Annotated in this window: 32 protein-coding genes; 12 read left to right on the forward strand and 20 right to left on the reverse strand. The window is 69.0% G+C overall.

Annotated features, from left to right (window positions below; translation table 11 throughout):
* Window positions 1–21: 21 nt before the first annotated feature.
* Genes ITJ43_RS09695 through ITJ43_RS09705 form a run of 3 tightly spaced genes read right to left on the reverse strand, consistent with a single transcriptional unit; the run spans window position 22 to window position 2689 of the window.
* Window positions 22–882 carry a metal ABC transporter permease gene (locus ITJ43_RS09695; protein WP_194583621.1) on the reverse strand — a complete coding sequence of 287 codons (861 nt, stop codon included), beginning with the start codon at window positions 880–882 and terminating at the stop codon, window positions 22–24.
* Window positions 879–1754, reverse strand: coding sequence for a metal ABC transporter ATP-binding protein (locus ITJ43_RS09700; RefSeq protein ID WP_194583622.1), 876 nt, complete (start codon window positions 1752–1754; stop codon window positions 879–881). Before ITJ43_RS09700 ends, ITJ43_RS09695 begins: the two co-directional genes overlap by 4 nt.
* Window positions 1751–2689 carry a metal ABC transporter solute-binding protein, Zn/Mn family gene (locus tag ITJ43_RS09705; RefSeq protein WP_194583623.1) on the reverse strand — a complete coding sequence of 313 codons (939 nt, stop codon included), beginning with the start codon at window positions 2687–2689 and terminating at the stop codon, window positions 1751–1753. Before ITJ43_RS09705 ends, ITJ43_RS09700 begins: the two co-directional genes overlap by 4 nt.
* Before the next feature lie 162 nt (window positions 2690–2851).
* Between ITJ43_RS09705 and ITJ43_RS09710 the strand changes: the two genes are divergently transcribed.
* Window positions 2852–3478, forward strand: coding sequence for a manganese efflux pump MntP family protein (locus ITJ43_RS09710; RefSeq protein ID WP_194583624.1), 627 nt, complete (start codon window positions 2852–2854; stop codon window positions 3476–3478).
* A 70-nt stretch (window positions 3479–3548) separates the two neighbouring features.
* Complete coding sequence (locus ITJ43_RS09715; RefSeq protein ID WP_228495632.1) at window positions 3549–3782, forward strand: hypothetical protein; 234 nt, start codon at window positions 3549–3551, stop codon at window positions 3780–3782.
* A gap of 15 nt (window positions 3783–3797) precedes the next feature.
* Here the strand turns inward: ITJ43_RS09715 and ITJ43_RS09720 are convergent, their stop codons facing one another.
* Window positions 3798–4424 carry a MarC family protein gene (locus ITJ43_RS09720; protein ID WP_194583625.1) on the reverse strand — a complete coding sequence of 209 codons (627 nt, stop codon included), beginning with the start codon at window positions 4422–4424 and terminating at the stop codon, window positions 3798–3800.
* A gap of 52 nt (window positions 4425–4476) precedes the next feature.
* On the reverse strand, window positions 4477–6000 hold the full coding sequence (locus tag ITJ43_RS09725) for a sulfatase (RefSeq protein WP_323741187.1): 1524 nt from the start codon (window positions 5998–6000) through the stop codon (window positions 4477–4479).
* 165 nt (window positions 6001–6165) lie between these two features.
* Between ITJ43_RS09725 and ITJ43_RS09730 the strand changes: the two genes are divergently transcribed.
* Together ITJ43_RS09730 and ITJ43_RS09735 are read left to right on the forward strand one after the other, a co-directional pair.
* A complete protein-coding gene (locus ITJ43_RS09730) occupies window positions 6166–6741 on the forward strand; it encodes a PadR family transcriptional regulator (protein ID WP_194583627.1) in 576 nt (191 codons plus the stop codon).
* Between the two features lie 118 nt (window positions 6742–6859).
* Window positions 6860–7747, forward strand: a complete 888-nt coding sequence (locus tag ITJ43_RS09735; RefSeq protein ID WP_228495634.1) for a formylglycine-generating enzyme family protein — start codon at window positions 6860–6862, stop codon at window positions 7745–7747.
* An 8-nt stretch (window positions 7748–7755) separates the two neighbouring features.
* Here the strand turns inward: ITJ43_RS09735 and ITJ43_RS09740 are convergent, their stop codons facing one another.
* From ITJ43_RS09740 to ITJ43_RS09755, 4 genes are all read right to left on the reverse strand, one after another.
* Window positions 7756–9084, reverse strand: a complete 1329-nt coding sequence (locus ITJ43_RS09740) for a dihydrolipoamide acetyltransferase family protein (protein ID WP_194583629.1) — start codon at window positions 9082–9084, stop codon at window positions 7756–7758.
* A gap of 24 nt (window positions 9085–9108) precedes the next feature.
* Window positions 9109–10086, reverse strand: coding sequence for an alpha-ketoacid dehydrogenase subunit beta (locus ITJ43_RS09745; RefSeq protein WP_194583630.1), 978 nt, complete (start codon window positions 10084–10086; stop codon window positions 9109–9111).
* Entirely contained in the window at window positions 10086–11213 is a 1128-nt protein-coding gene (locus tag ITJ43_RS09750; RefSeq protein WP_194583631.1) for a thiamine pyrophosphate-dependent enzyme, read from the reverse strand. The genes ITJ43_RS09745 and ITJ43_RS09750 overlap by 1 nt, the downstream gene beginning before the upstream one ends.
* Before the next feature lie 111 nt (window positions 11214–11324).
* Complete coding sequence (locus ITJ43_RS09755; protein WP_194583632.1) at window positions 11325–12392, reverse strand: histidinol-phosphate transaminase; 1068 nt, start codon at window positions 12390–12392, stop codon at window positions 11325–11327.
* Between the two features lie 86 nt (window positions 12393–12478).
* On the opposite strand from ITJ43_RS09755, the gene ITJ43_RS09760 reads away from it, so the two are divergent.
* Window positions 12479–12880 carry a phage holin family protein gene (locus tag ITJ43_RS09760; RefSeq protein WP_194583633.1) on the forward strand — a complete coding sequence of 134 codons (402 nt, stop codon included), beginning with the start codon at window positions 12479–12481 and terminating at the stop codon, window positions 12878–12880.
* 8 nt (window positions 12881–12888) lie between these two features.
* Here the strand turns inward: ITJ43_RS09760 and ITJ43_RS09765 are convergent, their stop codons facing one another.
* Window positions 12889–14223, reverse strand: coding sequence for a hypothetical protein (locus ITJ43_RS09765; RefSeq protein WP_194583634.1), 1335 nt, complete (start codon window positions 14221–14223; stop codon window positions 12889–12891).
* Window positions 14220–14474 carry a hypothetical protein gene (locus tag ITJ43_RS09770; protein WP_194583635.1) on the reverse strand — a complete coding sequence of 85 codons (255 nt, stop codon included), beginning with the start codon at window positions 14472–14474 and terminating at the stop codon, window positions 14220–14222. The genes ITJ43_RS09765 and ITJ43_RS09770 overlap by 4 nt, the downstream gene beginning before the upstream one ends.
* A gap of 201 nt (window positions 14475–14675) precedes the next feature.
* Here ITJ43_RS09770 and ITJ43_RS09775 point away from each other — a divergent pair, with 201 nt between their 5' ends.
* Together ITJ43_RS09775 and purB are read left to right on the forward strand one after the other, a co-directional pair.
* Window positions 14676–15116 carry a low molecular weight protein-tyrosine-phosphatase gene (locus tag ITJ43_RS09775; protein ID WP_228495737.1) on the forward strand — a complete coding sequence of 147 codons (441 nt, stop codon included), beginning with the start codon at window positions 14676–14678 and terminating at the stop codon, window positions 15114–15116.
* A 26-nt stretch (window positions 15117–15142) separates the two neighbouring features.
* Complete coding sequence (gene purB / locus ITJ43_RS09780; protein ID WP_323741188.1) at window positions 15143–16549, forward strand: adenylosuccinate lyase; 1407 nt, start codon at window positions 15143–15145, stop codon at window positions 16547–16549.
* 52 nt (window positions 16550–16601) lie between these two features.
* Here purB and ITJ43_RS09785 read toward each other — a convergent pair whose 3' ends face one another.
* The 6 genes from ITJ43_RS09785 to ITJ43_RS09810 all read right to left on the reverse strand — a co-directional run bounded on the left by ITJ43_RS09785 (window position 16602) and on the right by ITJ43_RS09810 (window position 20022).
* Window positions 16602–16937: an amino acid transporter gene (locus ITJ43_RS09785; RefSeq protein ID WP_194583636.1), complete on the reverse strand. Its 336-nt coding sequence runs from the start codon at window positions 16935–16937 to the stop codon at window positions 16602–16604.
* A complete protein-coding gene (locus ITJ43_RS09790; protein ID WP_194583637.1) occupies window positions 16934–17611 on the reverse strand; it encodes an acyl-CoA synthetase in 678 nt (225 codons plus the stop codon). The genes ITJ43_RS09785 and ITJ43_RS09790 overlap by 4 nt, the downstream gene beginning before the upstream one ends.
* 87 nt (window positions 17612–17698) lie before the next feature.
* Window positions 17699–18136 carry a hypothetical protein gene (locus ITJ43_RS09795; RefSeq protein ID WP_194583638.1) on the reverse strand — a complete coding sequence of 146 codons (438 nt, stop codon included), beginning with the start codon at window positions 18134–18136 and terminating at the stop codon, window positions 17699–17701.
* A gap of 43 nt (window positions 18137–18179) precedes the next feature.
* Window positions 18180–18593 (reverse strand): VOC family protein, encoded by a 414-nt coding sequence (locus ITJ43_RS09800; RefSeq protein WP_194583639.1) that lies wholly within the window; start codon window positions 18591–18593, stop codon window positions 18180–18182.
* A gap of 5 nt (window positions 18594–18598) precedes the next feature.
* On the reverse strand, window positions 18599–19000 hold the full coding sequence (locus ITJ43_RS09805; RefSeq protein ID WP_194583849.1) for a helix-turn-helix transcriptional regulator: 402 nt from the start codon (window positions 18998–19000) through the stop codon (window positions 18599–18601).
* 32 nt (window positions 19001–19032) lie between these two features.
* Window positions 19033–20022 carry a Gfo/Idh/MocA family protein gene (locus ITJ43_RS09810; RefSeq protein ID WP_194583640.1) on the reverse strand — a complete coding sequence of 330 codons (990 nt, stop codon included), beginning with the start codon at window positions 20020–20022 and terminating at the stop codon, window positions 19033–19035.
* 65 nt (window positions 20023–20087) lie between these two features.
* On the opposite strand from ITJ43_RS09810, the gene ITJ43_RS09815 reads away from it, so the two are divergent.
* Entirely contained in the window at window positions 20088–21011 is a 924-nt protein-coding gene (locus tag ITJ43_RS09815) for an NADP-dependent oxidoreductase (RefSeq protein WP_194583641.1), read from the forward strand.
* A gap of 25 nt (window positions 21012–21036) precedes the next feature.
* Here the strand turns inward: ITJ43_RS09815 and ITJ43_RS09820 are convergent, their stop codons facing one another.
* Window positions 21037–21393 carry a sterol carrier family protein gene (locus tag ITJ43_RS09820; RefSeq protein ID WP_194583642.1) on the reverse strand — a complete coding sequence of 119 codons (357 nt, stop codon included), beginning with the start codon at window positions 21391–21393 and terminating at the stop codon, window positions 21037–21039.
* Between the two features lie 56 nt (window positions 21394–21449).
* Between ITJ43_RS09820 and purD the strand changes: the two genes are divergently transcribed.
* Complete coding sequence (gene purD / locus ITJ43_RS09825) at window positions 21450–22721, forward strand: phosphoribosylamine--glycine ligase (protein WP_194583643.1); 1272 nt, start codon at window positions 21450–21452, stop codon at window positions 22719–22721.
* A 24-nt stretch (window positions 22722–22745) separates the two neighbouring features.
* Here purD and ITJ43_RS09830 read toward each other — a convergent pair whose 3' ends face one another.
* A complete protein-coding gene (locus ITJ43_RS09830; RefSeq protein ID WP_194583644.1) occupies window positions 22746–24230 on the reverse strand; it encodes a DHA2 family efflux MFS transporter permease subunit in 1485 nt (494 codons plus the stop codon).
* Window positions 24227–24856, reverse strand: a complete 630-nt coding sequence (locus ITJ43_RS09835) for a PadR family transcriptional regulator (RefSeq protein WP_194583645.1) — start codon at window positions 24854–24856, stop codon at window positions 24227–24229. The genes ITJ43_RS09830 and ITJ43_RS09835 overlap by 4 nt, the downstream gene beginning before the upstream one ends.
* A 90-nt stretch (window positions 24857–24946) precedes the next feature.
* Here ITJ43_RS09835 and ITJ43_RS09840 point away from each other — a divergent pair, with 90 nt between their 5' ends.
* Genes ITJ43_RS09840 through ITJ43_RS09850 form a run of 3 tightly spaced genes read left to right on the forward strand, consistent with a single transcriptional unit; the run spans window position 24947 to window position 26674 of the window.
* On the forward strand, window positions 24947–25270 hold the full coding sequence (locus tag ITJ43_RS09840) for a hypothetical protein (protein WP_194583646.1): 324 nt from the start codon (window positions 24947–24949) through the stop codon (window positions 25268–25270).
* Window positions 25271–25325: 55 nt separating this feature from the next.
* On the forward strand, window positions 25326–25694 hold the full coding sequence (locus tag ITJ43_RS09845) for a PH domain-containing protein (protein ID WP_194583647.1): 369 nt from the start codon (window positions 25326–25328) through the stop codon (window positions 25692–25694).
* Window positions 25695–25723: 29 nt separating this feature from the next.
* A complete protein-coding gene (locus tag ITJ43_RS09850) occupies window positions 25724–26674 on the forward strand; it encodes a phosphoribosylaminoimidazolesuccinocarboxamide synthase (protein WP_194583648.1) in 951 nt (316 codons plus the stop codon).
* Window positions 26675–26683: the final 9 nt, after the last annotated feature.

Raw genomic sequence — 26683 nt, forward strand, 5'->3', positions numbered from 1 at the left:
ATGCGTACCGCCCCGGGATGCCTAAGCCTCGACGCTGCCCCGACGGCGGACGCCGTCGACGGCTCGGCACACGAGGTAGATGAGGAAGGAGAGGGTGGTGATGTACGGACTCACCGGAAGCGTGCCCGCGATCGCCAGGAGGATCCCGCCCACGGCGGACACGACCCCGAATCCCGCTGCCAGCAGCGGCACCGCGACAGGGCCGTTCGCCACCCGCATAGCCGCCGCGGCGGGGGTGACCAGCAGCGACAGCACGAGGAGGGCGCCGATGATGTGCACCGCGACGGCGACCACGATGCCCAGCAGGATCATGAAGACGAACGACACCACCGTGGTGGGAACGCCGCGCGCGGCGGCCGACTGCGGGTCGAGCGAGTCGAAGGTGAGCGGACGCCAGATCAGCAGCAGGGCCACCAGTACGATCACGCTGAGCACGATGAGCACCGTCAGCTGGCCGCTCTGCACCGAGACGATCTGTCCGGTGAGCAGGCTGAATCGGTTGGCGCTGCGGCCGTTGTAGAGCGAGATGCACAGGATGCCGAGGCCCAGACCGAACGGCATGAGCACGCCGATAATCGAGTTGCGATCGCGGGCGCGGGCGCCCAACCAGCCGATCAGTCCGGCCGCGACGAGCGAGCCCAGGACAGATCCGGTGACCACGTCGAACCCGAGCAGCAGCGCTGCCGCTGCCCCGGCGAACGACAGCTCGCTGATGCCGTGGACGGCGAAGGCCATGTCGCGCTGCATGACGAAGACGCCGATCAGGCCCCCCACGATGCCGAGCACCGCACCGGCCCACACTGAGTTCTGCACGAGCGCGAGGATGTCGCCGTAGCGCGAGAGGCCGCCGAAGAGGGCGTTGCCCACATCGTCCCAGTTCATCGGACCCCTCCCATCGATGATGGCGACGCAGGGGTGAGCGACGGGGCCGTGTCGTCACGGGCGTCGTCGCCGTGGTGGTGGTGTCCGGCTTCCGAGTCGGGAGCGCCGACGACGACCAGCCGCCCGCCGATGCGCGCGACGTGCACGGGCGTGTCGTAGAGCGCGGTCAGCGTCTCGGAGGTCAGCACCTCGTCGGGGCGGCCCAGCGTGAAGCGGCCTCCCGTGAGGTAGAGGATGCGGTCGACCTTCTCGAGCACCGGGTTGATGTCATGGGTGACGAGCAGCACGCCGGCCCCGCTCTCGCGGCGGTACCCGTCGATGAGGTCGATGACGTCGCGCTGATTGGCGAGGTCCAGGCTGGTCAGAGGCTCGTCGCACAAGAGCAGCCCGGGGTTGTCGGCGAGCGCCTGGCCGACGCGCAGCCGCTGCTGCTCTCCTCCCGAGAGCAGGCCGACGGGACGGTCGGCGAACGATCCGGCGCCGACGGCATCGATGAGCTCCTGCACGCGTTGACGGTCACCGCGGCGCGGAAGCGGGAAGCCGAAACGGTGGCCGTCGACGCCCAGACGCACGAGGTCGCGACCGCGCATGGCGGTGTGCCGCGCGAGCGGTCGCTGCTGCGGGATGTAGCCGATACGACGGCTGCCGGCGCGGTGGACCCGTTCGCCGAGGGCCTCGACGCTTCCGGCGCTGAGCCGCTCGAGGCCGAGGATGGCGCGCAGCAGTGTGGTCTTGCCCGCCCCGCTCGGGCCGAGCACCGCGACGAGTTCGCCCGGTTGCAGTTCGAGGTCGAGCCCGCGCCACAGCTCGTGGCCGCCGCGCGAGAGCGCGGCGGCCACGATGCGAAGGGGCGGAGTGGTCGCGGGGGTCACGAACCCAGCGCGGTCTTGATCTGCGTAGCCATGTCAGTCATCCACGATACGTAGTTCTGACCGTCCGGAAGCAGCTCCGACGCCTTGATGACGGGAACCTTGGCCTCGGCAGCCTTCGCCTCGGCCTGCGTGGTCTCGGCGCCGGCAGCCTGAGCGTTCACGAAGAGGATCTTCACCGTGCCGCCGCCGATCAGCGTCAGGGCGTCGAGCAGCGTCGCGGGCGGAACATCCTGGCCCTCCTCGACGGCTTCGCTGAACGCCGACGGGGTGACGTTTTTCAGGCCGGCCGACTCCGCGAGGTAGAGCGGGACAGGCTCGGTGACGAAGATGTCTTCGCCGGCGTGCGCCTTCGAGATATCGGTGAGAATCGGCGTGACTTTGGCGTCGATAGCGGCGCGGAAGGCCTTGGCGTTGGCGGTGAACGTGCTCGCATCGGTCGGGTCGATCGTGCCGAGTTGCTTCGCAACCTCGTCGGCGACCGCCGCGATGGTCTGCGGATCGTAGAAGACGTGCTCGTTGAAGCCGTCCACCGCCTCGGACGGGTTGGATCCCTTCCACTCCGGAGAGAAGGTGACGGCGCTGATGAGCGGAGCGGCCGACGAGGTGGAGTCCTTCATCGTTGCCATGAACGGGTCGTAGCCCCCGCCGTTCTCGATGAGCAGTTGGGCGTTCTGGATGTCGAGCTGGTCGGCAGCGGTCGCCTCGAAGTCGTGCGGGTCCTTGCTCTCGTCGGCGATCAGCGACGTGACTTCGACGTGCTCGCCGCCGATCGTCTTGGCGATGTCGCCGTAGACGTTGGTGGAGGCGACGACCGAGATCGTGCCGCCCGCAGAGGACGAGGAGGCAGGCGACGGGCTGGCTGAGCTGGAGCAGCCAGCGAGGGCGAGGGAGGATGCCGCGGCGAGGGCGGCGAGCAGAACGACGGGACGCTTCATGCTCTCCAGCGTAGGGCTACTGATAATCGTTATCAAATCCAGGAAACCCGAAATGCTGTCAATTCATAGGCTCGGCTTGAACAGCGGGTGCCGCGACCATCAGGCTGATCTTCGGCCTCCGCGTCCGACGGCGCTCGCAGACGGCCTCTGCCCGCACCGACCGTGAGCAATCCGGTCGACTCCATCGCCTTTCGAGGAGCCGTCATCTCACCCTGGACTCTGTTGCTGCTCGCCCTCGGGGTGTCGGCCGACGCCTTCGCCGTCGCTCTCGGCAAGGGCGTGCAGCTGCGCGCTCACGTGCTGCGCACGGCCCTCGTCTTCGCCACCGCCTTCGGCGTCGCGCAGGCGGTCATGCCGCTGCTGGGATGGCTGCTCGGATCGACCTTCGCCGAGGCGATCGCCCCGTGGGATCACTGGATCTCCTTCGGTCTGCTCGCCCTCGTCGGCGGCAAGATGCTGTGGGAGGCGCTGACTCCGGACGCACGGGTGGATGCCGATCATCCGGCGCACGTGCACGACATCGAGGCGTTCACCACCCGGGAAGTCACCCTCCTGTCCATTGCCACCAGCATCGACGCACTCGCCGTCGGCGTCTCCTTCGCCTTCCTCGACGTCAACGTCGCCGTGGCCGTCACGACGATCGGGCTGGTGACCTTCGCGCTGTCGTTCGTCGCGGTGTTCATCGGCTACCGCATCGGCACCCGGTTCCGCCGACCCGCCGAGATCGTCGGCGGGCTCGTCCTCATCGGCATCGGCACGCAGATCCTCATCGAGCACCTCACGGCGTGAGCCCGCGGCATCCGCTGAACCTCCTTGCCGCCGTGCTGCGACCGGCCTACGGTGTGACACAGGAGGTGTGATGATGCGACTGATCGACCGCTTTCGCGCATGGCGCAAGGGGCGCAAGGCGAACCCCTACGTGCCACCGGAGGGTCGGTTCACGGGCAGCGTCCTGACGCAGTTGCCCGGCGTTCGAGGCCCGTCGCTGTGGACAGGAAAGCGGGGCGGCCTCGGCGACGTCCTGCAGCCCGCGAATCTGTCAGGCAACTTCCATCCGGTCGTAGACAAGGTTGACGACCCCGCCTCTCGCTGAGCTGCGGCATCCGCCTCAGGCGAGGCCGGGGAGGGCAGCCGACAGCCCGTGCACCAGGATCTCGGCGCCGATGGCGAGAATCAGGAAGCCCATCACGCGCGTGATGGCCCCGACCCCGGTGGGTCCGAGCTTCTCGGTGAGCGGCGTGCCGTACCGCAGCAGCAGCGCGATGACCGCGGCGATCACGATGACGGCGACGACGATGCCGATGCGATCGAGGATGCCGGGATTGCGTGCGGCGAGGCCGACCACCACACCGATCGCGCCGGGGCCCGCGATGAGGGGCAACGCCATCGGCGAGAAGCTGATGTCGGTCTTCGTCGCGGCGTGCTCCTTCTCCGCGCTCGATGCTCCGGCGCCGAGCTCGCGCGGCACGACCATGCCGAAACCGGAGTGCATCACGACGAGACCGCCGGCGATCTGCAGGGCACCGAGCGAGATGCCGAAGAACTGCAGGATCAGGGTGCCGAGCAGCGCGAACACGGTCAGGATCACCGCGACGTACACCCCCGTGAGCCACGACTGCCGGCGACGGTCGGCCTCGTCGAGGTGCGCCGACAGCCCCGCGTAGGCCGCCACCGCGCCGATCGGGTTCGTGATCGGCACGAGCGCCGCGAGGGCGGCGACGAAGACGGTCAGCATGACTCCAGTGTCGCGCACGACCGTGACCGCGCGAGCACCGGCGAAGGCGCGTTCAGCTTGTCTCGCGGATGCCGCGCACGTACTCGTCCACGGAGGCGAGCAGCTCATCATCATGCGGGCCCCATACAGGCGCGGGAGTCTCCGGCCCGACGTACGGCTCATCGCGATAGAGCGCCTGCTGCGCAGCGAGCTGCAGCTCGAGCCTCGCCTTCACCGCCGCGTATGCCGGATCATCCGCCACGTTGCGCATCTCTTCCGGATCGGTGTGCAGGTCGTAGAGCTCCCACTCGGGTTCGAAGATCTGCTCCGATGCGCCCGGCACGCCCAGGCCGGCGCCGTAGTAGTAGATGAGCTTGTAGCGGGCGGTGCGGATCCCATAGTGCGCCGGCGCCGCGTGAATCGGGTCGTCGTGTTCCCAATACCGGTAATAGGCCGCCTCCGGCCAGTCGTCGACGTGCTCACCGCGCAGCAAGGGCCGAAAGCTGCGTCCCTGCTGCGTCGGCAGATGCTCGGTCGCGTCGATACCGGCGACGTCGAGGAAGGTCGCGGCGAAGTCGACGTTGGTGATGATCGCCTCGCAGCGCGATCCGGCCGCAATCTCGGCCGGCCAACGGATGAGCATCGGCATCTGCAGCGACTGATCGAACATCAACCGCTTGTCGAACCACCCATGGTCACCGAGGAAGAACCCTTGGTCGGAGGTGTAGACGACGAGGGTGTTGTCGGCGAGACCCCGCTCCTCGAGATGGTCGAGTAGGCGCCCGACATTGTCATCGATCGACTGGATGCACTGCAGGTAGTCGCGCATGTAGATCTGGTACTTCCACCGCATACGCGCTTCGCGGTTGTCGGGACCGCGCAGGCGCGCCGGAACTTCTTGCTTCAGGTCGTCGGACCCCATGTCGTCGGCGATGGTCATCCGCACGCCGCGAATGGCACGACTGCGCGACTCGTGGTCGTCGAAGAACGTCGCGGGTTCGGGGATCGAGCCGTCGGCGTAAAGCTCTTTGTGCTTCTCATCGGGAACCCAGGGACGGTGCGGCGCCTTGTGGTGCACCATCATCGCGAAAGGCTCGCCGGGATCGAGCGCATCCATCCACGCGAGGGACAGGTCGGTGACGATATCGGTCGCGTATCCCTTGACAGTGGAAGAGCCGGAGGCGTCGATCATCTCGGGATCGACGTAGTCGCCCTGCCCCGGAAAGATCTTCCACTCGTCGAACCCCCGCGGCAGCGAGTGGCCGCGCTCGCCCAGGTGCCATTTGCCAAACATCGCCGTCTTGTAACCGTGGGTGTGCAGCACATCGATGAACGTCGGCACGCGGTAGTCCATCTCGGTCCAAATCGACGACACCCCGTTGATATGACTGTAGGTGCCCGTGAGGATCGTGGCTCGCGAGGGGGAACAGATGGAGTTGGTGCAGAAGACGGCATCCATCCGCACGCCCTCGTCGGCGATTCGATCGAGGTTCGGTGTGGAGTTGACCCTGCTGCCGTACGCCGAGATGGCGTGCGCCGCGTGATCGTCCGACATCACGAAGATGATGTTCGGGCGGGAGAGATCTGCAGTGCTCACGGAAACTCCTTCGTCGCCTTCGCCGCGGTACGCAACGAGAGCAACAGTAGCACTCGTGTCATATATAAGCAGAGACAAATTAAGAAGATAGGGCCTGGCGCTAGTAGCATTGCTCTTAGTTGACATGCCGCGATGGCGGCGCCAGGAGAGCAGACAGGAACCTCAGTGGCACTCGCCCGATTAGAAGTGATCACACTCAGCCTGCTCACGGCCGGCGCCCGCACGGGCTACGACATCCACAAATGGCTCGAGCGGAACGGCGCCTTCGTCGGATACACAACGCAGCCTTCGCAGATCTACCGGCAACTCGCACGGTTCGACGAGCTGCGATGGGTGACATCCACGAGAGAGGTGCGAGAGGGCGGCCCGGACGCGAAGCTCTACCGCATCGCCGAGGCTGGGCTCGCGGCACTCGACGAATGGATCGATTCCCCGTACACGCCATCGCCCCGGCCCCTCGATCCCGACTTCCAGGTGCGCTTGATGTTCAGCGCACGGCGCGGGCCCGCGCGCCTGCTCGATCTGGTCCGCACTGAACTCGCCTACCGCAAAGAACACGAGGACTACCGCCGAGGAGTCGACGCCGATCTCGTTCCCGAAAACGCCGACGCCCCACTGCGGGCATGGCTGCGCACCGCGCACATGATCCAGAGCGAGCGCGGCCACTACATGGTGCAGACCCTGATCGCATGGCTTGAAGCGACCGAGGTCCGCCTGGCGGCACTCGTCGACCAGCCCTGAACGCATCGAAGGATCGCGAATGAACGGTCAGTCGGACACGGAGGCGGAGGGATGCCGCACGGGCTGCGGATGCCAACCCTCGAGCACATCGCGACCGATCAGGCTTGTTCGGCCGCCGATGGTCATCGCTCCCCGCTCTCGGGCGCGTGGTGGGCACACGATCGAGCAGGCCTCTATCCCGGCCGGAACGTTCGTCATGGGTGACGCGTCGGGTGACCGCAACCCCGCCGATGGCGAAGTTCCGTTGCATGCCGTCACGGTCAGCGACTTCCGGATCGACACCACGACGGTGTCGAACGATGACTTCGCGCGCTTCGTCGATGACACGGGATACGTGACCGAGGCTGAACAGTACGGATTCTCCGCGGTCTTCCACCTGGCAATCGCGGCCCCCGACGCCGACATCATGGGTAGTGCCGTTGGAACGCCCTGGTGGCACGGAGTACGGGGAGCCGACTGGGCGCATCCCGGCGGCGCCCACTCCTCGCTCGCGGGACGCGGCGACCACCCCGTCGTGCATGTCACCTGGAACGATGCCCGGGCCTACTGCGCGTGGGCGGGGCGCCGGCTGCCCACCGAAGCGGAGTGGGAGTACGCCGCACGCGGCGGCCTCGATCGCAAGACCTTCCCGTGGGGAGATGAGGCTGTCGATGACGGCGGATGGCGCGCGAACATCTGGCAGGGCAGCTTTCCGGCGACCAACACGCTCGAGGATGGCTTCCTTACCACTGCGCCGGTGCGCACGTACTCTCCCAACGGCTTCGGCCTGTGGCAGTGCGTGGGAAACGTGTGGGAGTGGTGCGACGACCGGTTCTCATCGCGCGCGTACGCCGCGACGCCCGTCACCGATCCGCCAGGGCCGCCGATGGGCGAGCTCCGCGTGCTGCGGGGCGGGAGCTACCTCTGCCACGACAGCTACTGCAACCGATACCGCAACTCGGCGCGCTCGCGGAACACCCCCGATTCCTCGATGGGTAATGCGGGCTTTCGCACCGTGTCGCGCTGAGCGGGACCTCAGTCCAGCAGCAGCGCGGGCTCTTCGAGAATCGACGCGATGTCGGCGATGAAGCGGCTCATGCCGTCGCCGTCGATCACGCGATGGTCGAACGAGCCGGAGACCGTCGTCACGAAACGGGGACGCACCTCGCCGTCGACGACCCACGGCTTCTGCCGGATGGTGCCCATCGCGACGATGCCCGACTCCCCCGGGTTGATGATCGGCGTCCCGGCATCCATTCCGAACACGCCGATGTTCGTGATGGTCACCGTGCCGCCCTGCTGGTCGGCGGGGGTGGTCTTGCCCTCACGCGCCGTCAGCGTCAGTTTCTCGAGCGCCTTGGCGAGCTCACGGAGGCTGAGGTCCTGGGCGTCTTTGATGTTGGGGACGAGCAGGCCCCTCGGCGTCGCGGCGGCGATGCCGAGGTTGACGTAGTTGCGCACGCGGATCTCCGCCGTGCCGTCTTCCTTATCGATCCACGCGGCGCCGATGAGCGGGGTGCGGCGCACCGCCCAGATGACCGCCCGCGCCATGATCAGCAGCGGCGAGATCTTGATGTCGGCGAAGTCCGGTGAGGCCTTCAGCCGCTTGACGAGCTCCATCGTGCGGGTCGCGTCGACGTCGGTCCACACCGACACGTGCGGGGCGGTGTAGGCCGAGCGCACCATTCCGGATGCCGTGGCCTTGCGCACGCCCTTGACCGGGATCGCCTCTTCGCGCTCGCCTACGGGCGGTGCCACCGGAGCGGGAGCCGCCACCGGGATCGTCTGCTCGCGCTCGGCGGGAGTCGCAGGGGTCGCGATGTTGCGGAAGACGCTGGCCTGTTCGGCATGGCGCACCACGTCGTCGCGGGTCACCTCTCCTGCCGGACCGCTCGGGGCCACATCGGCGAGCGTGACGTCCAGGTCGCGCGCGAGCTTTCGCACCGGAGGCTTGGCCACCACACCGACCGAGGCGCGCACCGTCTCGCCACGCTCGGCAGGGCGCTTGCGCCGCGACGTCGCTCCCGCGCCGGTGCCGTAGCCGACCAGCACGGCCCCGCCGTCGTCGGATGCCGCGGCGGGCTCGGTCGCCGCCGGGGCGGTGGGCTCGGCGCCCGCCGCAGCAACACCGGCGATCGTGATGATCGCCGCGCCGACAGTGACGGTCTGCCCCTCGGGGGCGAGCAGTTCGCCCACCGTACCGGCGAACGGCGAAGGCAGCTCGACCAGCGACTTGGCGGTCTCGATCTCGACCAGCACGTCGTTGACGGCGACGCTGTCGCCGGGCGAGACACGCCACTGCACGATCTCGGCCTCGGTCAGGCCTTCACCGACGTCCGGCAGGTGGAAGATCTGCTCGCTCATGTCGTTCTCCTTCAGGGCGGACGGTCAGTAGGCGAGGGCGCGGTCGACGGCCTCGAGGATGCGGTCGGCATCGGGCAGGTACGTGCCCTCGAGCTTGGCGGGCGGGAACGGCACGTCGAATCCCGACACGCGCAGCACCGGCGCTTCCAGGGCGAAGAACGCGCGCTCCATGACGGTGGCAGCGACCTCCGAGCCGACCGAGACCGACCCGGGCGCCTCCTGCGCGTAGACCATGCGTCCCGTACGTCGCACCGAGTCCAGGAGCGGGGCGTAGTCGATCGGCGACAGCGATCGCAGATCGATCACCTCGCACGAGGTTCCCTCGCTCTCGGCGAGCGCGGCGGCCTGCAGCAGGGTCGTCACCATGGCACCGTGACCGACGAGGGTCACATCGGTGCCGCGACGGACGATCCGCGACGCGTGCAGCGCCAGCGGGCGCTCCGCCGTGTCGACGTCACCCTTCATCCAGTACTTCGCCTTGGGCTCGAGGAAGATCACCGGATCGGGCGAGCGGACGGCATCCTGGATCATCCAGTACGCGTCGTTGGCGGTCGACGGAGACACGACGCGCAGACCCGGCGTGTGCGCGAAGTAGGCCTCGGGGCTCTCCTGATGGTGCTCGACAGCGCCGATGTGCCCGCCGTAGGGGATGCGGATGACGACCGGCATCTGCAAAGCCCCCTCGTGGCGGTTCGTGAGCTTCGCCAGCTGCGTGGTGATCTGATCGAACGCGGGGAAGACGAACCCGTCGAACTGCACCTCGATGATGGGGCGGAATCCGGCCATGGCGAGGCCGATCGCGGTGCCGACGATGCCCGACTCGGCCAGCGGGGTGTCGAGCACGCGCTGCTCGCCGAACTCTGCTTGCAGCCCCTCGGTCACACGGAACACCCCGCCGAGGCGACCGATGTCCTCCCCCATGAGCAGAACGTGGTCATCGGCGGTCATCGCGGCGCGAAGCCCCGCGTTGAGGGCCTTGGCCAGTGGCATCGACTCGACCATCAGGCGCCCTTCTCGAACGAAGCCTCGTAGTCGGCGAGCCAGCGGCGCTGCTCGACCATCAGCGGGTGATCCTCGCTGTAGACGTGCGCGAACATCGAGTCGGCCTCGATCGTGCCCAGCGCATTGGTGCGCACCCGCACGTCGTCGGCGTACTCCTGCGCGGCGGCATCCACGTCGTCGAAGAAGGATGCCGCCGCACCCCGTCCTTCCAGATACGCGCGCATGCGGGCGATGGGGTCGCGCCGCGCCCACGACTGTTCCTCGTCGGAGGTGCGGTACTTCGTGGGGTCATCGCTCGTCGTGTGGGCGCCCATGCGATAGGTCATCGCTTCGATGGCGCGGGGGCCGTCGCCGGCGCGCGCCTCGTCGAGCGCGAGCTTGGACACCGCGAAGCTGGCCAGCACATCGTTGCCGTCGACGAGGATCGACGGCATGCCGTAGCCCTCAGCCCGGCGGTACAGGGGCCCGCGCGACTGCGTGGCCACCGGCACCGAGATGGCCCAGTGATTGTTCTGCAGGAAGAAGACCTGGGGCGTGCGGTAGGTGTTGGCGAAGACCATGGCCTCGTGCACGTCGCCCTGGCTCGAGGCGCCGTCGCCGTAGTAGACGACGACGGCTTCATCGCGGGCCGGATCGCCCGTACCGCACCGCTTGTCGAAGACGAGACCCATGCCGAAGCCGGTCGCGTGCAGCGTCTGCGATCCGAGCACCAGGGTGTAGATGTGCACGTTGCCGTTCTTGGGATCGGTGGGGTCCCACCCGCCGTGGGTGAGGCCACGCATCACCCGGATGATGTCGATCGGGTCGACTCCGCGCGTGGTCGCGACGACGTGCTCGCGATACGACGGGAACAGGTGGTCTTGCGCGCGCGCCGCGCGCACCGAGCCGACCTGGGCTGCTTCCTGGCCGAGTGACGGGGGCCACAGCGCGAGTTGTCCCTGCCGCTGCAGGTTGGTGGCCTGTCGGTCGAAGGCGCGGACGGTCACCATGTCGCGGTAGAACGTCTCGAGTTCGCCGTCGGTGAGCGCCTCGATCAGCGGCAGATACCGCTCGGCTTCGGGCGTGGGGGCGAACGTCCCGTCGGCCGCCAGAACGCGCACGAGGGCCGGGTCGTCAGGCGGGGTCATGTTCCCACGCTAATGCCCTCCGCATGCGCCGCACTGCATGAGATCGACAACGGATGCCGAGATCCGCGGTGCGTCCGCGACAAGCCGCAGGGAGAATTCGGTGCCGCCCGCTCAGCGTGGGGCGACGGATGCCGCGACCTGCACGATCGTGTCGAGGGCCTCGTGCTCGCCGATCGAGATGCGCACGCCGTCGCCGGCGAACGGACGCACGATCAGCCCCGCCTCCTCGAAGGCAGCAGCGACGTCAAGCGCACGCTCCCCCGCCGGCAGCCACACGAAGTTGCCTTGCGCCTCGGGGACGTCCCACCCGGTCGCCCGCAGTCGAGCGGCGAGGTCGTCGCGATGCCCGGCCAGCGTGCGCACCCGTTCGAGCAGCTCGTCCTCGGCGTCGAGGCTGGCCAGTGCCGCCTCCTCGGCGGCAGCCGTGACCGACAGGGGGATGCCGGTGCTGCGGGCGGCTGCGAGGATGCGCGGGTCGCCGACGGCGTAACCCACCCGCAGCCCCGCGAGACCGTACGCCTTGGAGAAGGTGCGCAGCACGACGACGTGGGGGTGTCCGGCGGCGAGCACGGCGGCACCACTGACTGCGTCGGGGTCGGTGACGAACTCGGCATACGCCTCGTCGAGCACGACCAGCACATCGGCGGGCACGCGCGCGAGGAACGCATCGAAACCGGCCTGCGTCACCACCGGACCGGTCGGGTTGTTCGGGCTGCAGACGATGATCATGCGGGTGCGATCGGTGACGGCATCCGCCATGGCGTCGAGGTCATGGCCGCCCGCCGCGTCGTTCGGCACCGTAACGGCCGTCGCGCCCGCGACGGTGGCCAGGCTCGGGTAGGCCTCGAACGACCGCCACGAGAAGAGGATCTCATCACCCGGGCCGCTGGTGGCCTGGGCCAGCTGGAACAGAATCGAGACCGAACCGGCCGCGATGTGCACGGCGTCGTCGCTCACGCCGAAGCGCTCCGCCAATCGTGCCCGCAACCTCGGCGACGATGCGTCAGGGTAGCGGTTGACGGCGATCGCCGTCTGCACGGCGGCGATGACGCTCGGCAGCGGCGGGAACGGATTCTCGTTGCTGGACAGCTTGAACGCTTCGGCGCCGGCCTGCTTGCCCTGCTTGTAGGCGGGGAGGGCGGCGATCTCGGGGCGGATGCGGACGGGCAGTTCGGTCACGGGGATGAGTCTACGAGGGGCCCATCCGCAGCGGGACGGTGCGAACCCTTCCCGGTGAGGAAGGCACGTGGGAGACTGGCCTCACCATGCGCTTCTTCGTCCGTGTGCTCGTCAATGCGTTCGCCATCTGGGTCGTGACCCTCATCGGCCCCTTGAAGGTCGGGGTCACCCCGTTCGCGCCCGGTGAGACGCTGCAGCTCGTGTTGACGCTGCTCGCCGTCGCCGCCATCTTCGCGCTGGTGAACACCATCATCGGCACCGTCATCAAGATCGTCGCCTTCCCGCTGTACATCGTCACCCTCGGGCTGATCTCGTTCGTCATCAATGGCCTGCTGCTGTGGATCACCGCCTGGGTGACGAGCTCGTGGGGTTGGGGTCTGACGGTCGGCGAGTTCTGGCTGGGCGTGGTCGCGGCGATCGTGATCTCGCTCATCAACTGGGTGTTCGGCATTCTGTTGCGCCCCCAGCAGAAGCGAAAGCGCAGCTGAGCGCACCCTCACTCGCCGCCGGAGCCGCGGCGGCGACGCTCGGGCGGCGCAGTCCGGTGGGCGCCGTAGACGGTCGACGTGACCATCGCCGCGCCCGCCAGCGGCGCCAGGTGGTCGCGCAGGGCCGCGACGCGGGGGTCGCCTGAGGCGTCGGCGAGCGCCGCCGTCTCGCGGTACTCTGCCAAGCCGTGCACGGAGAACGTCACGTCCGACCAGTTCGGTGTCGGGTCGGCGACGCGCTCGACCACGAAGCTGTCGCGCGCTCCGGACACCCCGGGAATGCCTCCGACCGACAGCGCGGCGACCGGGTCGTCGGTGTGACGCAGGCCCACCGTGAAGGTGTCGCCCGAGAGCACCGGCTGCACAGGGCTGGCGATGCCGATCTGCGTCGCGACGTCGAAGCCGCCCTGACGGGCCAGGTGCGCCGCGATCATCCCGCCCTGCGAGTAACCGACGATGTGGAGGCGATCGCCGCTGACCGCCCCGGCCGCGGCGAGGGCACGCTCGACCGCGACGTAGGACGATGACTCCTCGCCGAAGTACAGCTGAAGGTTCGAGCCCATGTCCCACGGCTCGTCCGCGTCGATGAGCTTCCGCGTGCCGTCGATGTAGACGACGAACTGCGATTCGCCCGATGCGAACCGGTACTCCTCGACCCGCACGCGGGCCTCGTCGTTGCCGTCTCGTCCCGGCATCCGGTCGATGATGTCGACGAGCGAGGTCGGTGCCGCCTCTGGGCCCGACGCCTGGTGTCGGCTGAGTTCGATGACGGATGCTGCGGCCCCGATCGGCCGCAGCGGCGGGGCATCGGCGGGGATGATCCCGAGGTGGACGGCACGGACGGCGGCCGTCAGCGTGGTGAGCGCGGGCCCGACCGGGCCGAGCGGGCCGACGGGTCCGGGCATCCCGGCGGCGCCCTGCATCTGGCGTTCGATCTCGCCGTGGCGGCTCTGTACCCACGCGGTCGCGAGCCGCGTGGCGGCGGCGCTCACGTCCGGCGTCGCCTGCAGCCGACGCGCCGCAAGCAACATCTGCAGCGACCCGGGGGCGCGTTCGCCGCCCAGCGATACGAGCGCCTGTTGCTCAGCCAGTTCGTACACCTCCGCGAGAGTGCGCAGCCCGCGGGCCAGATCGTCCGCGACATCTTCGGCCCGCTGCGCACTCGCCTGCGGCGACGGCACCCACAGACCCGCCGCCAGCGACGCGTCTCCCGCGGCGCCGAGCACACCGGCGGCCTCGCCGAGACGGGCAGCCAGGGCCGTGAGCACCCCGGCGACGTGCCGCAGCGAATCGGTGTCGACGGCGACCGGGCCCCCCGAACGAATATCGACATCGTCGGTCATCCCACCGCTGCCTCCGCGAGCGCCCGGGCGTGCGACATCCTCAGCGAATCGGCCCAGGTCTCCGCCTCGGTGACGGCGATTTCGACGAGACGTACCCACTCACCGAGGCGTTCCTGCAGCAGCCCGGCGTCTGCCGTCTGCCACTGCACATCGTGCACCAGGGACGGCGCACGCAGCGCGACCTCCGTCAGAATCTCGCGCGCGGTGCCCACCAGCGCCTGCGCGCGCTCGATGTCATCGAGTCCGTTCACCCCCCGATCCTCGGTCGCGACCGCCCGCGGCGGGCTCCCCCGCCGGCATCCGTGGACGACGTCGCTCCCACCGGCGCTGGGGAGGAGGCTGCGCCGGGGCTTTCGGGGCGCGGCGACCTGCACCACAATGGGGAGGTGATTGACCGCGCCGCACCTTTCCGCGTCGTGTTCGTGTGCACCGGCAACATCTGCCGCTCCCCCATGGCGGAGATCGTGTTCCGCGATGTCGCGGAACGTTCGGGGCTGGGAGATCGTGTGGTCTCGACCAGCTCGGGAACCGGCGATTGGCACGTGGGCGAGCGCGCCGACGTGCGCACCCTCGATGCGCTCGATCGACGCGGCTACGACGGCGCCCGACACCGTGCCCGCCAGTTCACCCTCGACGACTTCGACCGCAACGATCTCGTCGTGGCACTCGACCGTTCGCACGAACGCATCCTGTCGAGTTGGGCACGAAGCGCGGCGGATGCCGACAAGCTCGCGCTGCTGCTCTCGTTCGACCCCGACGCGCACGGCAATCTCGACGTGCCCGACCCCTACTATGCGGGACCGGAACTGTTCGACGATGTGCTCGGTATGATCGAGAGCGCGAGTCGGGCGCTCTTCCGGCAGCTCGAACCGGCCATCCGCCCTTCGTCGTGAGCGTCCGCCGCGCGTCGACAGACACCGTGATCGGAGCCCGCGTCGTGACCACCGCGAACACCCTCGCCCACCAGCCCCTCAGCCCGCTCGACGGGCGGTACAGCGCCGCCGTATCGGGGCTGTCCGCCTATTTGTCGGAGGCCGGACTCAACCGCGCCCGCGTCGAGGTCGAGGTGGAGTGGATCATCGCTCTCACCGATCGCTCGCTGTTCGGCTCGGCGCCGCTCGACGAGACGCAGAAGCAGTCGCTGCGCGCGCTCTACCGTGACTTCGGCAAGGCCGAGATCGACGCGCTGGCAGCGACCGAGGCGGTCACCCGCCACGACGTCAAAGCCGTCGAGTACCTGGTGCGCGACCGCCTGCAGACGCTCGGGCTGCAGGGCATCGCCGAGCTCACGCACTTCGCCTGCACGAGCGAAGACATCAACTCGGCCTCGTACGCCCTGACGGTCAAGCGCGCCGTCACCGAGGTGTGGCTGCCGAAGCTGCGCACCGTCATCGAGGCCATCTCCGCCCTCGCCGACGAACACCGCGACGCGGCCATGCTCTCCCGCACGCACGGGCAGCCAGCCACCCCGTCGACGATGGGCAAGGAACTCGCCGTCTTCGCCTGGCGCCTCGAGCGGGTCGCTGCTCAGATCGACGGCGGCGACTACCTCGCCAAGTTCTCCGGTGCGACCGGCACCTGGTCGGCGCACCTCGCCGCGGCGCCCGAGATCGACTGGCCCGAATTGTCGCGTGGGTTCATCGAGGGCCTCGGCATCGACTTCAACGTGCTGACGACCCAGATCGAGTCGCACGACTGGCAGGTGGAGCTCTACGACCGCATGCGTCACGCCGGAGGCATCCTGCACAACCTCGCCACCGACATCTGGACCTACATCGCGATGGGCTTCTTCGCGCAGATCCCGGTCGCGGGAGCGACCGGATCGTCGACGATGCCGCACAAGATCAACCCGATCCGCTTCGAGAACGCCGAGGCGAACTTCGAGATCTCCGGCGGGCTGTTCACAACGCTTGCCTCGACACTCGTGACCAGCCGTATGCAGCGCGACCTGACCGATTCGACGACGCAGCGCAACATCGGGGTCGCCTTCGGCCACTCGCTGCTTGCGCTCGACAACCTGCAGCGCGGTCTCACCGAGATCTCGCTCTCGCGCGACGTGCTGCTGGCAGACCTCGACGCCAACTGGGAGGTGCTCGCCGAAGCCATCCAGACCGTCGTGCGCGCCGAGATCGTCGCGGGCCGCTCGCAGATCACCGACCCCTACGCCCTGCTCAAGGACCTCACACGAGGACGCCGCGTGGGCGGACCGGAGCTCGCCGAGTTCGTGCGCGGACTCGACATCGGGGATGCCGCCAAGGAGCGTCTGCTGGCTCTCACCCCGGCGGGGTACACCGGTCTGGCGGCGGAGCTGGTCGACCGCGTCTGAGCGCGTTTCGACGCGCTGGGCTCGCGCAACGACCGGGGACGAAACGCCCGGGTCAGCCGCGCGGCGCAGCGTCGCCGTCGGCCCCGTCGGAGGACGCCGCGGCATCCTCGTCGTTGAGCAGCACACCGTGGGTGATCTCGCCGGTCACCTGAGCCGGGTCGATCGCGAGCATCGACAGCGCGATGATGACGAGCGTCGTGATGAAGGCGATGCCCGCCACAACGAGCGAGACCACGACCACGTGCACACGCTCATCGCCGGTGAGGTCCTGGAAGAAGCCCATCGACAGGAGCGTGACAAGGCCCGAGAACAGGGCGGCGGCGAAGGCGAAGCCCAGCAGCTGCACGGGCTTGAGCAGGTCACGGCGGGTGGGGCGCTGCTCGCTCATACGGACTCTCCTGACAAGATGGCGTCCGACGGGGTCGGGCGGCGCGGCGAGAAGCCGGCAATGCCGAGGAAGACGGCGATGACGGCGGCGTAACCGCCGAACAGACCGACTCCGATCGCGATGCCGGTCAAAGTGAAGGAACGCCCGGCATCGGAGATGAAGTACTCGAGGCTGTAGGCGGGGTTGACCAGCAGCAGACCCACGCCGAGAGCCAGGGTCAGCGCTCCGATGAGCATGGCGTCACGGCCGTCGTCACGGCGACTCACCTCGCCGCCTCGGCGCAGACGAATGCCGATCACGAGCTCTGCGACACCGGCGATGACGGCCCAGGCGATGATCGCCACGAAGAAGAGCACCGTCGAACGCAGCCCCGGAATGCCGGTCGCCATTCCGGCCACCAACGTCAGCACGCCGAGCAGGATGGCCTCGCCCCGGCGATCGCGCGGGTATGCGAGCCACGCGCCGATGAAGAACACCAGCGCCGTCGCGATGGCCCAACCGCTGAAGACGGCGAGGCCGATCGCAGCCGAGTGATCGGGCGAGAACGTCACCATGATCGCGGCGAGTGCCGCCAGCAGGGCGCGACCGAGCTGGACATGGCGCACATCGAAAGTGCGCGTCGCGCTCTCGCCGGCACCGGGGGTGCGGGGGGAAGCGGAGACAGGGTCAGACACGTCGACTCATCGGATCGAGGAAGGCGGAACCTCACCAGTCTAGGTCGTCCGCCGCCCCGAACCGCCGTCGTCGCGGCGGGCCCGCGCTCAGCCCGCCGCCGCCGCGACGAGCGCGCGGAGCTTCTTTTCCACGGTCGATGTCACCGCGATCACCGCGAACGACGTCGCCCACATGTCACCGTCGTCGAGGTGTGCGTCCTCCTGAAAGCCGATGTTGCCGTAGCGGGTGCCGAATTTGGACGCCGGCTGGTAGAAGACGACCACCTTGCCGTCCCGCGCGTACGAGGGGAACCCGTACCAGGTCTTGGGCTCCAGTTGCGGGGCGACGTCGGTCACCACGCGGTGCAGCAGCGTCGCCACCTCCTTGTCGGTTCCCGACAGCGCCTCGATCGCCTCGACGCACGCCTCCAGCTCCTTCGCGAGCTTCGCGGCGCCCTTCAGGCCCTTGGTGGTGCGCAACTCTTCGGCGCGCTGCTTCATCGCGGCGCGCTCGTCGTCGCTGAATCCGCTCTTGGTGTCGCCCATGCCGGTTCTCCTATCTGAGGTGGGGTGAGGCAGCGGCCGGCGCTCAGGCCGGCAACTGCTGGATGCGGATGAGGTTGCCGGCCGGATCGCGCACCGCGGCATCCCGCAGCCCGTAGTCCTGATCGGTCGGCTGCTGCACGACCTCGGCCCCGGCCGCGGCCAGGCGGGCGACGTCGGCGTCGAGGTCTCCTGAAGCGAGGTTGACGCCGAAGTAGCTGCCCTTCGCGACGAGTTGTTCCAGCGTGCGGCGCTCGTCGTCGCTGATGTCGCGGCCCACCCCGACCGGATGCAGGACGATCGCGGTGTCGGGTTGACCGGTGGGACCCACCGTGATCCACCGCATGTTCTGGTAACCCACGTCCAGACGCACCTCGAAGCCCAGCACGTCGCGGTAGAACGCGAGCGAGGCTTCCGCGTCGGTGTGCGGAAGGAAGGAGGAGTGGATGCTGATGCTCATGCGCCTCACGATAGGCCGACGTCGGGACCGGCCGCTTCTCGATTCCTGATCGGTCGGGTGAGGCGACGGGCGATGCAGGGAAGCATGCCCTCGCGAAACGGCGCCCCCTGGGTGCGGTACCGGCCCGGGGGCACACCGACAAGCTCGGTGAAGCGCGTCGTGAACGTACCCAAGGACTGACAGCCGACCGCGATCGCGATCTCGGTCACCGTGAGATCTGTGGTGCGAAGCAGCGTCATCGCACGTTCGACGCGACGCGTCATCAGATAGGAGTGCGGCGTCTCACCGTAGGCGCGACGGAATTGTCGCGAGAGATGACCGGGCGAGACGTGCACGGCGCGCGCCAGCGCGGCGAGGTCGAGCGGCTGGGCGAAATCGCGGTCCATCATGTCGCGGACGCGGCGCATCCGCACGAGGGTGTCGAGCTCGACCCCGGAGCTCACCGCGCGCCGTCGTCCGATCCCACCGCAGACGCGCCCGCGGCGACACGGATCGCCTCGACGGCCCGCAGGACATCGAGGCTGCGCTGCTGGTCGGGTGCCGCATCGGCATCCCCGCGGACAAGCGCCGCAAAACGGGCGACTTCGAAGCGCATGTTGTTCTCGGGACCGTCGATCTCGATCTCCTCGCTCACGCCGGAGAACAGGTCGAGGCGGATGCGGCGGGGAGCGGTGATCTCGTCGATCTCCATCGTACCGAGCTCTCCCTGGATCTCGTTCGGGCGCCGCGACGCCCCGATCTTGGAGAAGGCGATCTGTGCGACGAAGTCGTCGTAGGCGAGCACCGCCGCGCCGGCGCCATCGGCTCCGGTCGCGATCGTCGCGGTCGCGCCGACCACCGAGGTCGGCGCGCCGAAGAGATCGATCGCGGCGCTCAGGGGATACACCCCCAGGTCGAACAGTGCCCCACCGGCCAGCGCGGGGTCGAAGATATTGGGGGTCTCGCCGGCGAGCACGAGGTCGTACCGCGCCGACCGCTGCGACTGCCCGAACGAGACGAGCCGCACCCGGCCGAGCGCGGGCAGCAGGTCGCGCACGCGCGCCATGCCGGGGTCGTAGACGTTGCGCATCCCTTCGAACACGACCGCTGCGCGCTGTCGGGCGTCGTCGACGAGACGGGCGAACTCCGCAGCCGTCGGGGTCGCCGGCTTCTCCAGGAAGACGTGCACGCCGGCGGCGATCGCGGCGGCGGCCTGCGCCGCGTGCGCCCCGTTGGGTGACCCGACGTAGACGGCATCCACATCGCCCGAAGCCAACAGCGCGTCGAGGTCGGTGCTCACGCCGTCGATACCGACCCGGTCGGCGAAGGCGCGCCCGCGTGCGACATCCCGCGAGTAGACGACATCGATGCCGATGCCGGGTGTCTGCGCGACGGCATCCGCGAACTTTTCGGTGATGGTGCTGGTGCCGATCGTGGCGAGTCTGATCACGCCCCCAGGATAAGGGGCCGCCGCGCAGCGGAATGGACGGCGGCCCCTGCGGGTTGCCCCTGGATATGAAGGCACTCGTCTACTCAGATTTCGGCGGCAACGACCGCTTCGAGCTCACCGACCGCGACCAGCCGCACGTCGGCCCGGACACCCTGGTCGTGCGCGTCGTCGCCGCGGGGATCAACCCGGTCGACTACAAGATCCGCGAAGGCTACCTGCGCGGCCTGATCGATACTCGGTTGCCCGCCGTGCCCGGGTGGGACGTCGCCGGCATCGTCGAGCAGACCGGGCTGGACACCCCCGAGTTCGCCGTCGGGGATGCGGTGCTGGCGTATGCGCGCGCCGACGTGGTCGAACACGGAACCGTCGCCGAGTACACCGCCGTGCCGGTGCGCACGGCTGCCCGCAAGCCCGAAGGGCTTTCATTCGAGGCTGCCGCGGCGCTGCCGCTGGCCGGTCTCACCGCCCTGCAGACGCTGGAGCGCGCCGGCGTCGGCGAAGGCCAGAACGTGCTGATCCACGGCGCCGCCGGCGGCGTCGGTTCGTTCGGCGTGCAGCTTGCGCGTCTGCGGGGCGCGCGGGTGATCGGCACGGCCTCCGAGCGCAACCACGAGTACCTGCGCGGGCTCGGCGCCGAACCCGTCGTCTACGGCGACGGCCTCGTCGAGGCGGCCCGGGCGCTCGTGCCCGGCGGCTTCGACGCCATCATCGACTTCGTGGGCGGCTCGACGCTCGACACGACGAACGAGCTGCTGGCCGAGGGAGGGGTCGTCGCGTCGGTGGCCGACAGCCGCGCGCGCACCGAATTCGGCGGCCACTACGTGTGGGTGCGCCCGAACGCGGAGCAGTTGGGTGAGCTCGCCCAGCTCGCCGCCGACGGCACCCTGCAGGTGGAGATCGCCGCGACCTACCCGCTCGATGAGGCGGCGGCGGCGTACGCCGAGCTCGAGCAGGGACACACCCGCGGCAAGATCGTCGTCACCGTCTGACGCGCGGGCGACAGGGCCGCGCGCTTCAGGGGCGCAGGGGCAGCAGCGCCGCGAGATCGGCGCGGGTACCGGACGCGTGGATACGGCCGGATGCCACGGCATCCGGCCACGCCTGTGCACCGGTCGCGAGGGCGATCCAGGTCGCCGGGTCGGTCTCGACGACGTTGGGCGGGGTTCCCCGCGTGTGGCGCGGCCCCTCGATGACCTGGACCGCGCCGAACGGGGGCACGCGCACCTCGACCGTGTTGCCGGGAGCCTTCTCCGCGAGCAGCTGCAGCAGGTAGCGCACGGCGGTGGCCAGCTCGGTGCGGGCGGGCTCTGCGGAGGCGGCAACCGCAGCCAGGGCGTCGCGACCGTCGTCGGTGGAGATCTTGCGCGCCATGCCTCCACGGTAGTCCGTGACGACCGCGGGCAGGCGGCCGTCGGTAGGCTGACGGCGTGCGCATTCTCGTCCTCGGTTCCGGTGCCCGCGAGCACGCCATCCTTCTGGCGCTGAAGGGAGAGGATGCCGGGCACGAGCTCTTCGCCGCCCCCGGCAACGCCGGCATCGCCGCCGATGCGGCGATCGTCGCCGACCTCGACGCCAACAGCCCCGCCGCGGTCACCGAGTACGCCAACGACCGCGCCATCGACCTCGTGATCATCGGTCCCGAGGCTCCGCTCGTCGCGGGGGTCGCCGATGCCCTGCGCGAGCACGGCGTCCCCGTGTTCGGTCCGGGCCGCGCAGCAGCTCAGCTGGAAGGGTCCAAGGCGTTCGCGAAGCGGATCATGGATGCCGCCGGCGTCCCCACCGGCCGTGCGACCCGCGCCACGACCCGCGCCGAGGTCGAGGCGGCACTCGACGCCTACGGTGCCCCGCACGTCGTCAAGGCCGACGGACTCGCCGCGGGCAAGGGCGTCGTGGTGACCGACGACCGCGCCGCCGCGCTCGCGCACGCCGACACCTACCTGCCCACCGGTCCGGTGCTGGTCGAGGAGTTCCTGGCGGGTCCGGAGGTGTCGCTCTTCTTCGTGAGCGACGGCGACAGCGTGCGTGCGCTCAGCCCCGCTCAGGACTTCAAGCGCGCCTACGACGGCGACGCCGGTCCCAACACCGGCGGCATGGGCGCCTATTCACCCCTCCCCTGGCTCGCCGACCGGTTCGGTAGCGAAGAGGCGTTCGTCGCGGAGGTCACCCGCACGGTGGCCGAGCCGGTCATCCGCACGCTCGATGCCGAGGGCACCCCCTTCATCGGTCTGCTCTACGCGGGACTCATCCTCACGAGCGACGGCATCAAGGTCATCGAGTTCAATGCCCGCTTCGGCGACCCGGAGACCCAGGTCGTGCTCGCACGGCTCACGAGCCCGCTGTCACGGCTGCTCATGTCGGCGGCATCCGGACATCTGGAGGACGAGCCTGCTCCGACCTTTGCCGACACGGCGGCTGTCACCGTCGTGCTCGCGAGCGCCGGATACCCGGAGGCACCGCAGACCGGCCGGGTCATCACGGGCACGGATGCGGCGGCATCCACACCCGGCGTCCACCTCGCACACGCCGCGACCGCCGAGAGTCAGAACGGACTGCTCGCGACGGGCGGGCGGGTGCTCAACGTCGTCGCGACGGGCGACACGTTCGCCGAGGCTCGGCAGCGCGCCTACGCGGCGATGGGGCACATCGAGCTCGAGGGCTCGCATTTCCGACGCGACATCGCCGCCCGCGTCGCCGACTGACGACCCGGGCGGCGAGGCACGCGCTCAGCGCGTGCCGAGGTGCGCGGGACGCTGCATGAACAGCACCGCGACGACGCCGATCAGCATGACGACGGCCGGCAGCAGGATGGTCTGCGCCATGGCGTTGGAGAACCCGTCGACCACGAAGGCGGGCAGCTGACCAGAGCCGAAGTCGCCGCTCGCGTCTGATGCTCCGGGGAGGTTGGCCTCGAGGCGCGCCTGCATGAAGGCGGCGATGGCCGCCGAGCCGAGCACCGATCCGATGGTGCGCGTCGTGTTGTAGATTCCGGCGCCGGCGCCCGCCTGACGTGGCTCGAGGTTGCGGGTCGCCGTCGTGGCCAACGGCCCCCACATCCCCGAGTTGCCGACGCCGATCATGAACGAGGGCAACAGGAACATCCAGATGGGCGTATCGGCGTGCATCAGCGACGAGTACCAGAACAGCGCCCCGGCGACCAGGAGCAGACCGGGTACGAGCAGGACGCGCGCGTCGACACGGTCGAGCAGGCGTCCGGTGAGCGGCGAGAGCACGCCGGCGGCGACCGCCATCGGCACGAGCAGCAGCGCCGACTCGGTCGGCGTCAGGCCGCGGGCCAGCTGGACGAAGAACATCAGTGGCAGCGACATGCTGGTCACCGTGAAACCGACGGTCGCGATCGTGAGGTTCGCGACCGAGAAGTTGCGCTCACGGAACAGGCCCAGCGGCACCAGCGGTTCGCTGCGCGTGGTGGCCTGCTGCCAGATGAACAGACCCATGACCACGATGCCGCCACCGATCATCGTCCAGACCCAGGCGGCCCAATCGAAGTGCTCGCCCTCCTGCAGACCGAAGACGATGAGGAAGAGGCCGATCGCGCTCAGCACCACGCCGACGATGTCGAACTTGTGCGGGTGGGTCGGGAGGTTGGGCACCAGCACCCAGGCGAGCACGAAGCCGATCACCCCGACGGGCAGGTTGACGAAGAAGATCCATTCCCACCCGAGGCCGTCCACGAGCAGGCCGCCGGCCAGCGGGCCGACCAGCATCGCGACGCCCGACGTGGCACCCCACAAACCCATGGCCGCGCCGCGGCGGTTCGCCGGGAAGGTGCGGGTGATGACGGCCATCGTCTGCGGGGTCATCAGCGCCGCGCCGAAGCCCTGCACCGCGCGGAAGATGATGAGCATCTCGAGGCTGCCCGACAGTCCGCAGCCGAGCGAGGCGAGCGTGAAGATCGCCAAGCCGATCAGGTAGATCCGCTTCGGGCCGAAACGGTCGCCGAGGCGGCCCGTGATCAGCAGCGGCACGGCGTACGCGAGCAGGTAGGCCGACGTCACCCACACGACGTTGTCGAGGTTGTTGGTCGACGGATCGAGCGCCGATTTGATGGCGGGGTTCGCCACCGAGACGATCGTCGTGTCGACGAGGATCATGAAGAACCCGATGACGAGCGCCCAGAGGGCGGGCCATGGGCTGCGTTCGGGAGTGGGCGCGGGTGCGGTCACGTCGCGCGTGCGTTGTTCGGTCATGAGCGGGCGGCTTCTCTCTGTGCCAGGTAGCGATCTGTTTTCTCGTGTGATCCCCACACGAAGTCAGGGTGGGCCAGCCGCTCCAGCAGGGCGGCGAGCCAGTCGTGGTCGGCGGCGAGCAGGGCCCGGTCGCGGTCGACCTCGATGAGGTACTGCTCGATGACGGACGGCGGCGCGGCGCTTTCGCGTGCGTGCCGGATGCCGTCCGCGAGATCGTCGCGCGTGCGCGCGAGCGCGGCCAGACGTGTCGAGAGCAAGGCGATGGTCTCGTCGCGGGCGAGGTTGTGCGCCTCCGCGAGCGCGACGCGGAACTCGGTGGGGCGGTCGAGTCGCGGGAGCTCGCGGCGCACCCAGTCGACGACGGCGGCGTGGCCGGCGTCGGTGAGCCTGTAGGTCGTGCGCTCAGGTCGGTTGCCGTCGCGGTCGACGCCGATGTCGGCGACCAGGCCGCTCTTCTCGAGCCGGGCGACCGTGTGGTACATCGTGCCGTTGGTGACCGAGAGGATGCGGTCGTCGTGACGGTGGCGCATGAGTCGGATCATCTCGTAGGGGTGCATGTCGTCTTCACGCAGCAGCGCGAGCACCATGACTCCCAGCGGGGTGAGTCGATCGATCGCGGTCTTCACGGCATCCCCTTCCTCTGACAACAGATGGTCCGTTTCGATTAGTCCATGTGGACTATACGGTGAATTGTCACGGCGCGCTACTGTCTCGTCATGACCGCCGACGCCCGCGCCGTCTTCGACGACATCGCCGCCGAGTACATGGTGCTCCCGGCCGTCGACATCGGACCGATGTTCGGCAGCGAGGGGCTGCGAATCCGCGGCAAGGTCTTCGCGTTCCTGGGCCATCGCGGCGACCTCATCGCGAAGCTCCCGGAGGATCGGGTCACCGCTCTCGAGGCCACCGGTCGCGCAGAGCGGATGACCATGCGCGATCGCGCGATGCGCGAGTGGGTCTTCGTCGGACCCGACGCCGTCGACCTCTGGCCGGATGTCGTCGCCGAAGCCTTCGCATTCGTCGACGAGATCACGCCCTGACGGCGCGAGCGCCGCCACAGCTTATGACCCCTGTCCCTCAGAGAAAGAAGGAACAATGGAAACCGCGCCCCTCCTGACCTGGACCCTGCAGCAGGAGATTCCTGTCCCCGCAGACGTGCTGCCCCTCCTCACTCAGGGCGAAGACGCCGTGGCGTCTTTCAAGACCTTTCGAGACTCAGCGACATTTACGACGCGACGGCTCATCGTGCGCGACGCTCAGGGGATCACGGGCAAGAAAGTCGAGATCTACTCCCTGCCCTATTCGGCGATCAACATGTGGTCGTCAGAGAACGCAGGAAAACTGGACTGGAACTCTGAGATCGAGTTGTGGACCCGCGCCGGGCACATCAAGGTGAAGCTCTCCAAGGGTGCGGACGTGCGTCGTATTGACAGCCTGATCGCCTGGGCCGTCTTGAATCACTGACCGATACCCGCGCCCGCGATAATGGACGCGTGACCGACGCTTCCGCCTCATCGCCCGCCGCCGACCTGCCCGGCTGGACCCACGTCTACTCGGGCAAGGTGCGCGACCTGTACCGACCGGCGGTGGACACCGCGGCCGACGCCGCCACCGACCACATGCTCGTCGTGGCCAGCGACCGCGTGAGCGCGTTCGACCACGTGCTCTCCCCCGGCATCCCGGGCAAGGGTGAGCTGCTGACGACGCTCAGCCTGTGGTGGTTCGATCAGCTCGCCGGCGCCGACGGCGGACGCCGGATCCCGAACCATCTCGCCGCCACCCACGTGCTGCGGCCCGAATCCGACGAGCTCGTCGACCTGATCCCGGCCGCAGTCGCCGGTCGAGCCATGGTGGTGCGCAGCCTCGACATGCTGCCGATCGAGTGCGTCGTGCGCGGATACCTCACCGGCTCCGGCTGGAAGGAGTACGTCGCCGAGGGGACGGTGTGCGGCATCCCGCTGCCGGCGGGGCTCCAGGACGGCGACCGCCTGCCCGAGCCCCTGTTCACCCCCGCCTACAAGGCGCCGATGGGCGAGCACGACGAGAACATCTCGTTCGCCCGCGTCGAGGAACTCGTCGGCGCCGAGCGTGCCGCGCAGCTGCGCGACCTGTCGCTCGAGCTCTACGTACGCGCGGCAGCGACGGCCGAAGCGAACGGGCTGATCCTCGCCGACACCAAGTTCGAGTTCGGCGTGGATGCCGACGGCGTGCTCACGGTGGCCGACGAGGTGCTCACCAGCGACTCGTCGCGGTACTGGGATGCCGCGGCCTGGGCGACGGGCTCGACGCCCGCCGAGCGCATGGCGAGCTTCGACAAGCAGATCGTCCGCGACTGGCTGGCCGCGGCGTGGGACGGGCAGGGCACTCCTCCCGAGCTGCCGACCGCGATCGTCGAGCGCACCGCGGGCAAGTACCGGGAGCTGCTCGCGAAGCTGACCGCCTGACGCGAGGGG

It is taken from the genome of Microbacterium sp. VKM Ac-2870, assembly GCF_015350795.1.
In the GTDB taxonomy this organism is placed as follows: domain Bacteria; phylum Actinomycetota; class Actinomycetes; order Actinomycetales; family Microbacteriaceae; genus Microbacterium.

Excerpts from the sequence above, each read along its gene's own strand:
- ITJ43_RS09695 (WP_194583621.1), bottom strand. The coding sequence starts at position 882 with ATGAACTGGGACGATGTGGGCAACGCCCTCTTCGGCGGCCTCTCGCGC.
- ITJ43_RS09705 (WP_194583623.1), bottom strand. The coding sequence starts at position 2,689 with ATGAAGCGTCCCGTCGTTCTGCTCGCCGCCCTCGCCGCGGCATCCTCC.
- ITJ43_RS09715 (WP_228495632.1), top strand. The coding sequence starts at position 3,549 with ATGATGCGACTGATCGACCGCTTTCGCGCATGGCGCAAGGGGCGCAAG.
- ITJ43_RS09720 (WP_194583625.1), bottom strand. The coding sequence starts at position 4,424 with ATGCTGACCGTCTTCGTCGCCGCCCTCGCGGCGCTCGTGCCGATCACG.
- ITJ43_RS09735 (WP_228495634.1), top strand. The coding sequence starts at position 6,860 with ATGGTCATCGCTCCCCGCTCTCGGGCGCGTGGTGGGCACACGATCGAG.
- ITJ43_RS09740 (WP_194583629.1), bottom strand. The coding sequence starts at position 9,084 with ATGAGCGAGCAGATCTTCCACCTGCCGGACGTCGGTGAAGGCCTGACC.
- ITJ43_RS09745 (WP_194583630.1), bottom strand. The coding sequence starts at position 10,086 with ATGGTCGAGTCGATGCCACTGGCCAAGGCCCTCAACGCGGGGCTTCGC.
- ITJ43_RS09750 (WP_194583631.1), bottom strand. The coding sequence starts at position 11,213 with ATGACCCCGCCTGACGACCCGGCCCTCGTGCGCGTTCTGGCGGCCGAC.
- ITJ43_RS09760 (WP_194583633.1), top strand. The coding sequence starts at position 12,479 with ATGCGCTTCTTCGTCCGTGTGCTCGTCAATGCGTTCGCCATCTGGGTC.
- ITJ43_RS09765 (WP_194583634.1), bottom strand. The coding sequence starts at position 14,223 with ATGACCGACGATGTCGATATTCGTTCGGGGGGCCCGGTCGCCGTCGAC.
- ITJ43_RS09775 (WP_228495737.1), top strand. The coding sequence starts at position 14,676 with ATGGCGGAGATCGTGTTCCGCGATGTCGCGGAACGTTCGGGGCTGGGA.
- ITJ43_RS09785 (WP_194583636.1), bottom strand. The coding sequence starts at position 16,937 with ATGAGCGAGCAGCGCCCCACCCGCCGTGACCTGCTCAAGCCCGTGCAG.
- ITJ43_RS09795 (WP_194583638.1), bottom strand. The coding sequence starts at position 18,136 with ATGGGCGACACCAAGAGCGGATTCAGCGACGACGAGCGCGCCGCGATG.
- ITJ43_RS09800 (WP_194583639.1), bottom strand. The coding sequence starts at position 18,593 with ATGAGCATCAGCATCCACTCCTCCTTCCTTCCGCACACCGACGCGGAA.
- ITJ43_RS09805 (WP_194583849.1), bottom strand. The coding sequence starts at position 19,000 with ATGCGCCGCGTCCGCGACATGATGGACCGCGATTTCGCCCAGCCGCTC.
- ITJ43_RS09815 (WP_194583641.1), top strand. The coding sequence starts at position 20,088 with ATGAAGGCACTCGTCTACTCAGATTTCGGCGGCAACGACCGCTTCGAG.
- ITJ43_RS09820 (WP_194583642.1), bottom strand. The coding sequence starts at position 21,393 with ATGGCGCGCAAGATCTCCACCGACGACGGTCGCGACGCCCTGGCTGCG.
- ITJ43_RS09830 (WP_194583644.1), bottom strand. The coding sequence starts at position 24,230 with ATGACCGAACAACGCACGCGCGACGTGACCGCACCCGCGCCCACTCCC.
- ITJ43_RS09840 (WP_194583646.1), top strand. The coding sequence starts at position 24,947 with ATGACCGCCGACGCCCGCGCCGTCTTCGACGACATCGCCGCCGAGTAC.
- ITJ43_RS09845 (WP_194583647.1), top strand. The coding sequence starts at position 25,326 with ATGGAAACCGCGCCCCTCCTGACCTGGACCCTGCAGCAGGAGATTCCT.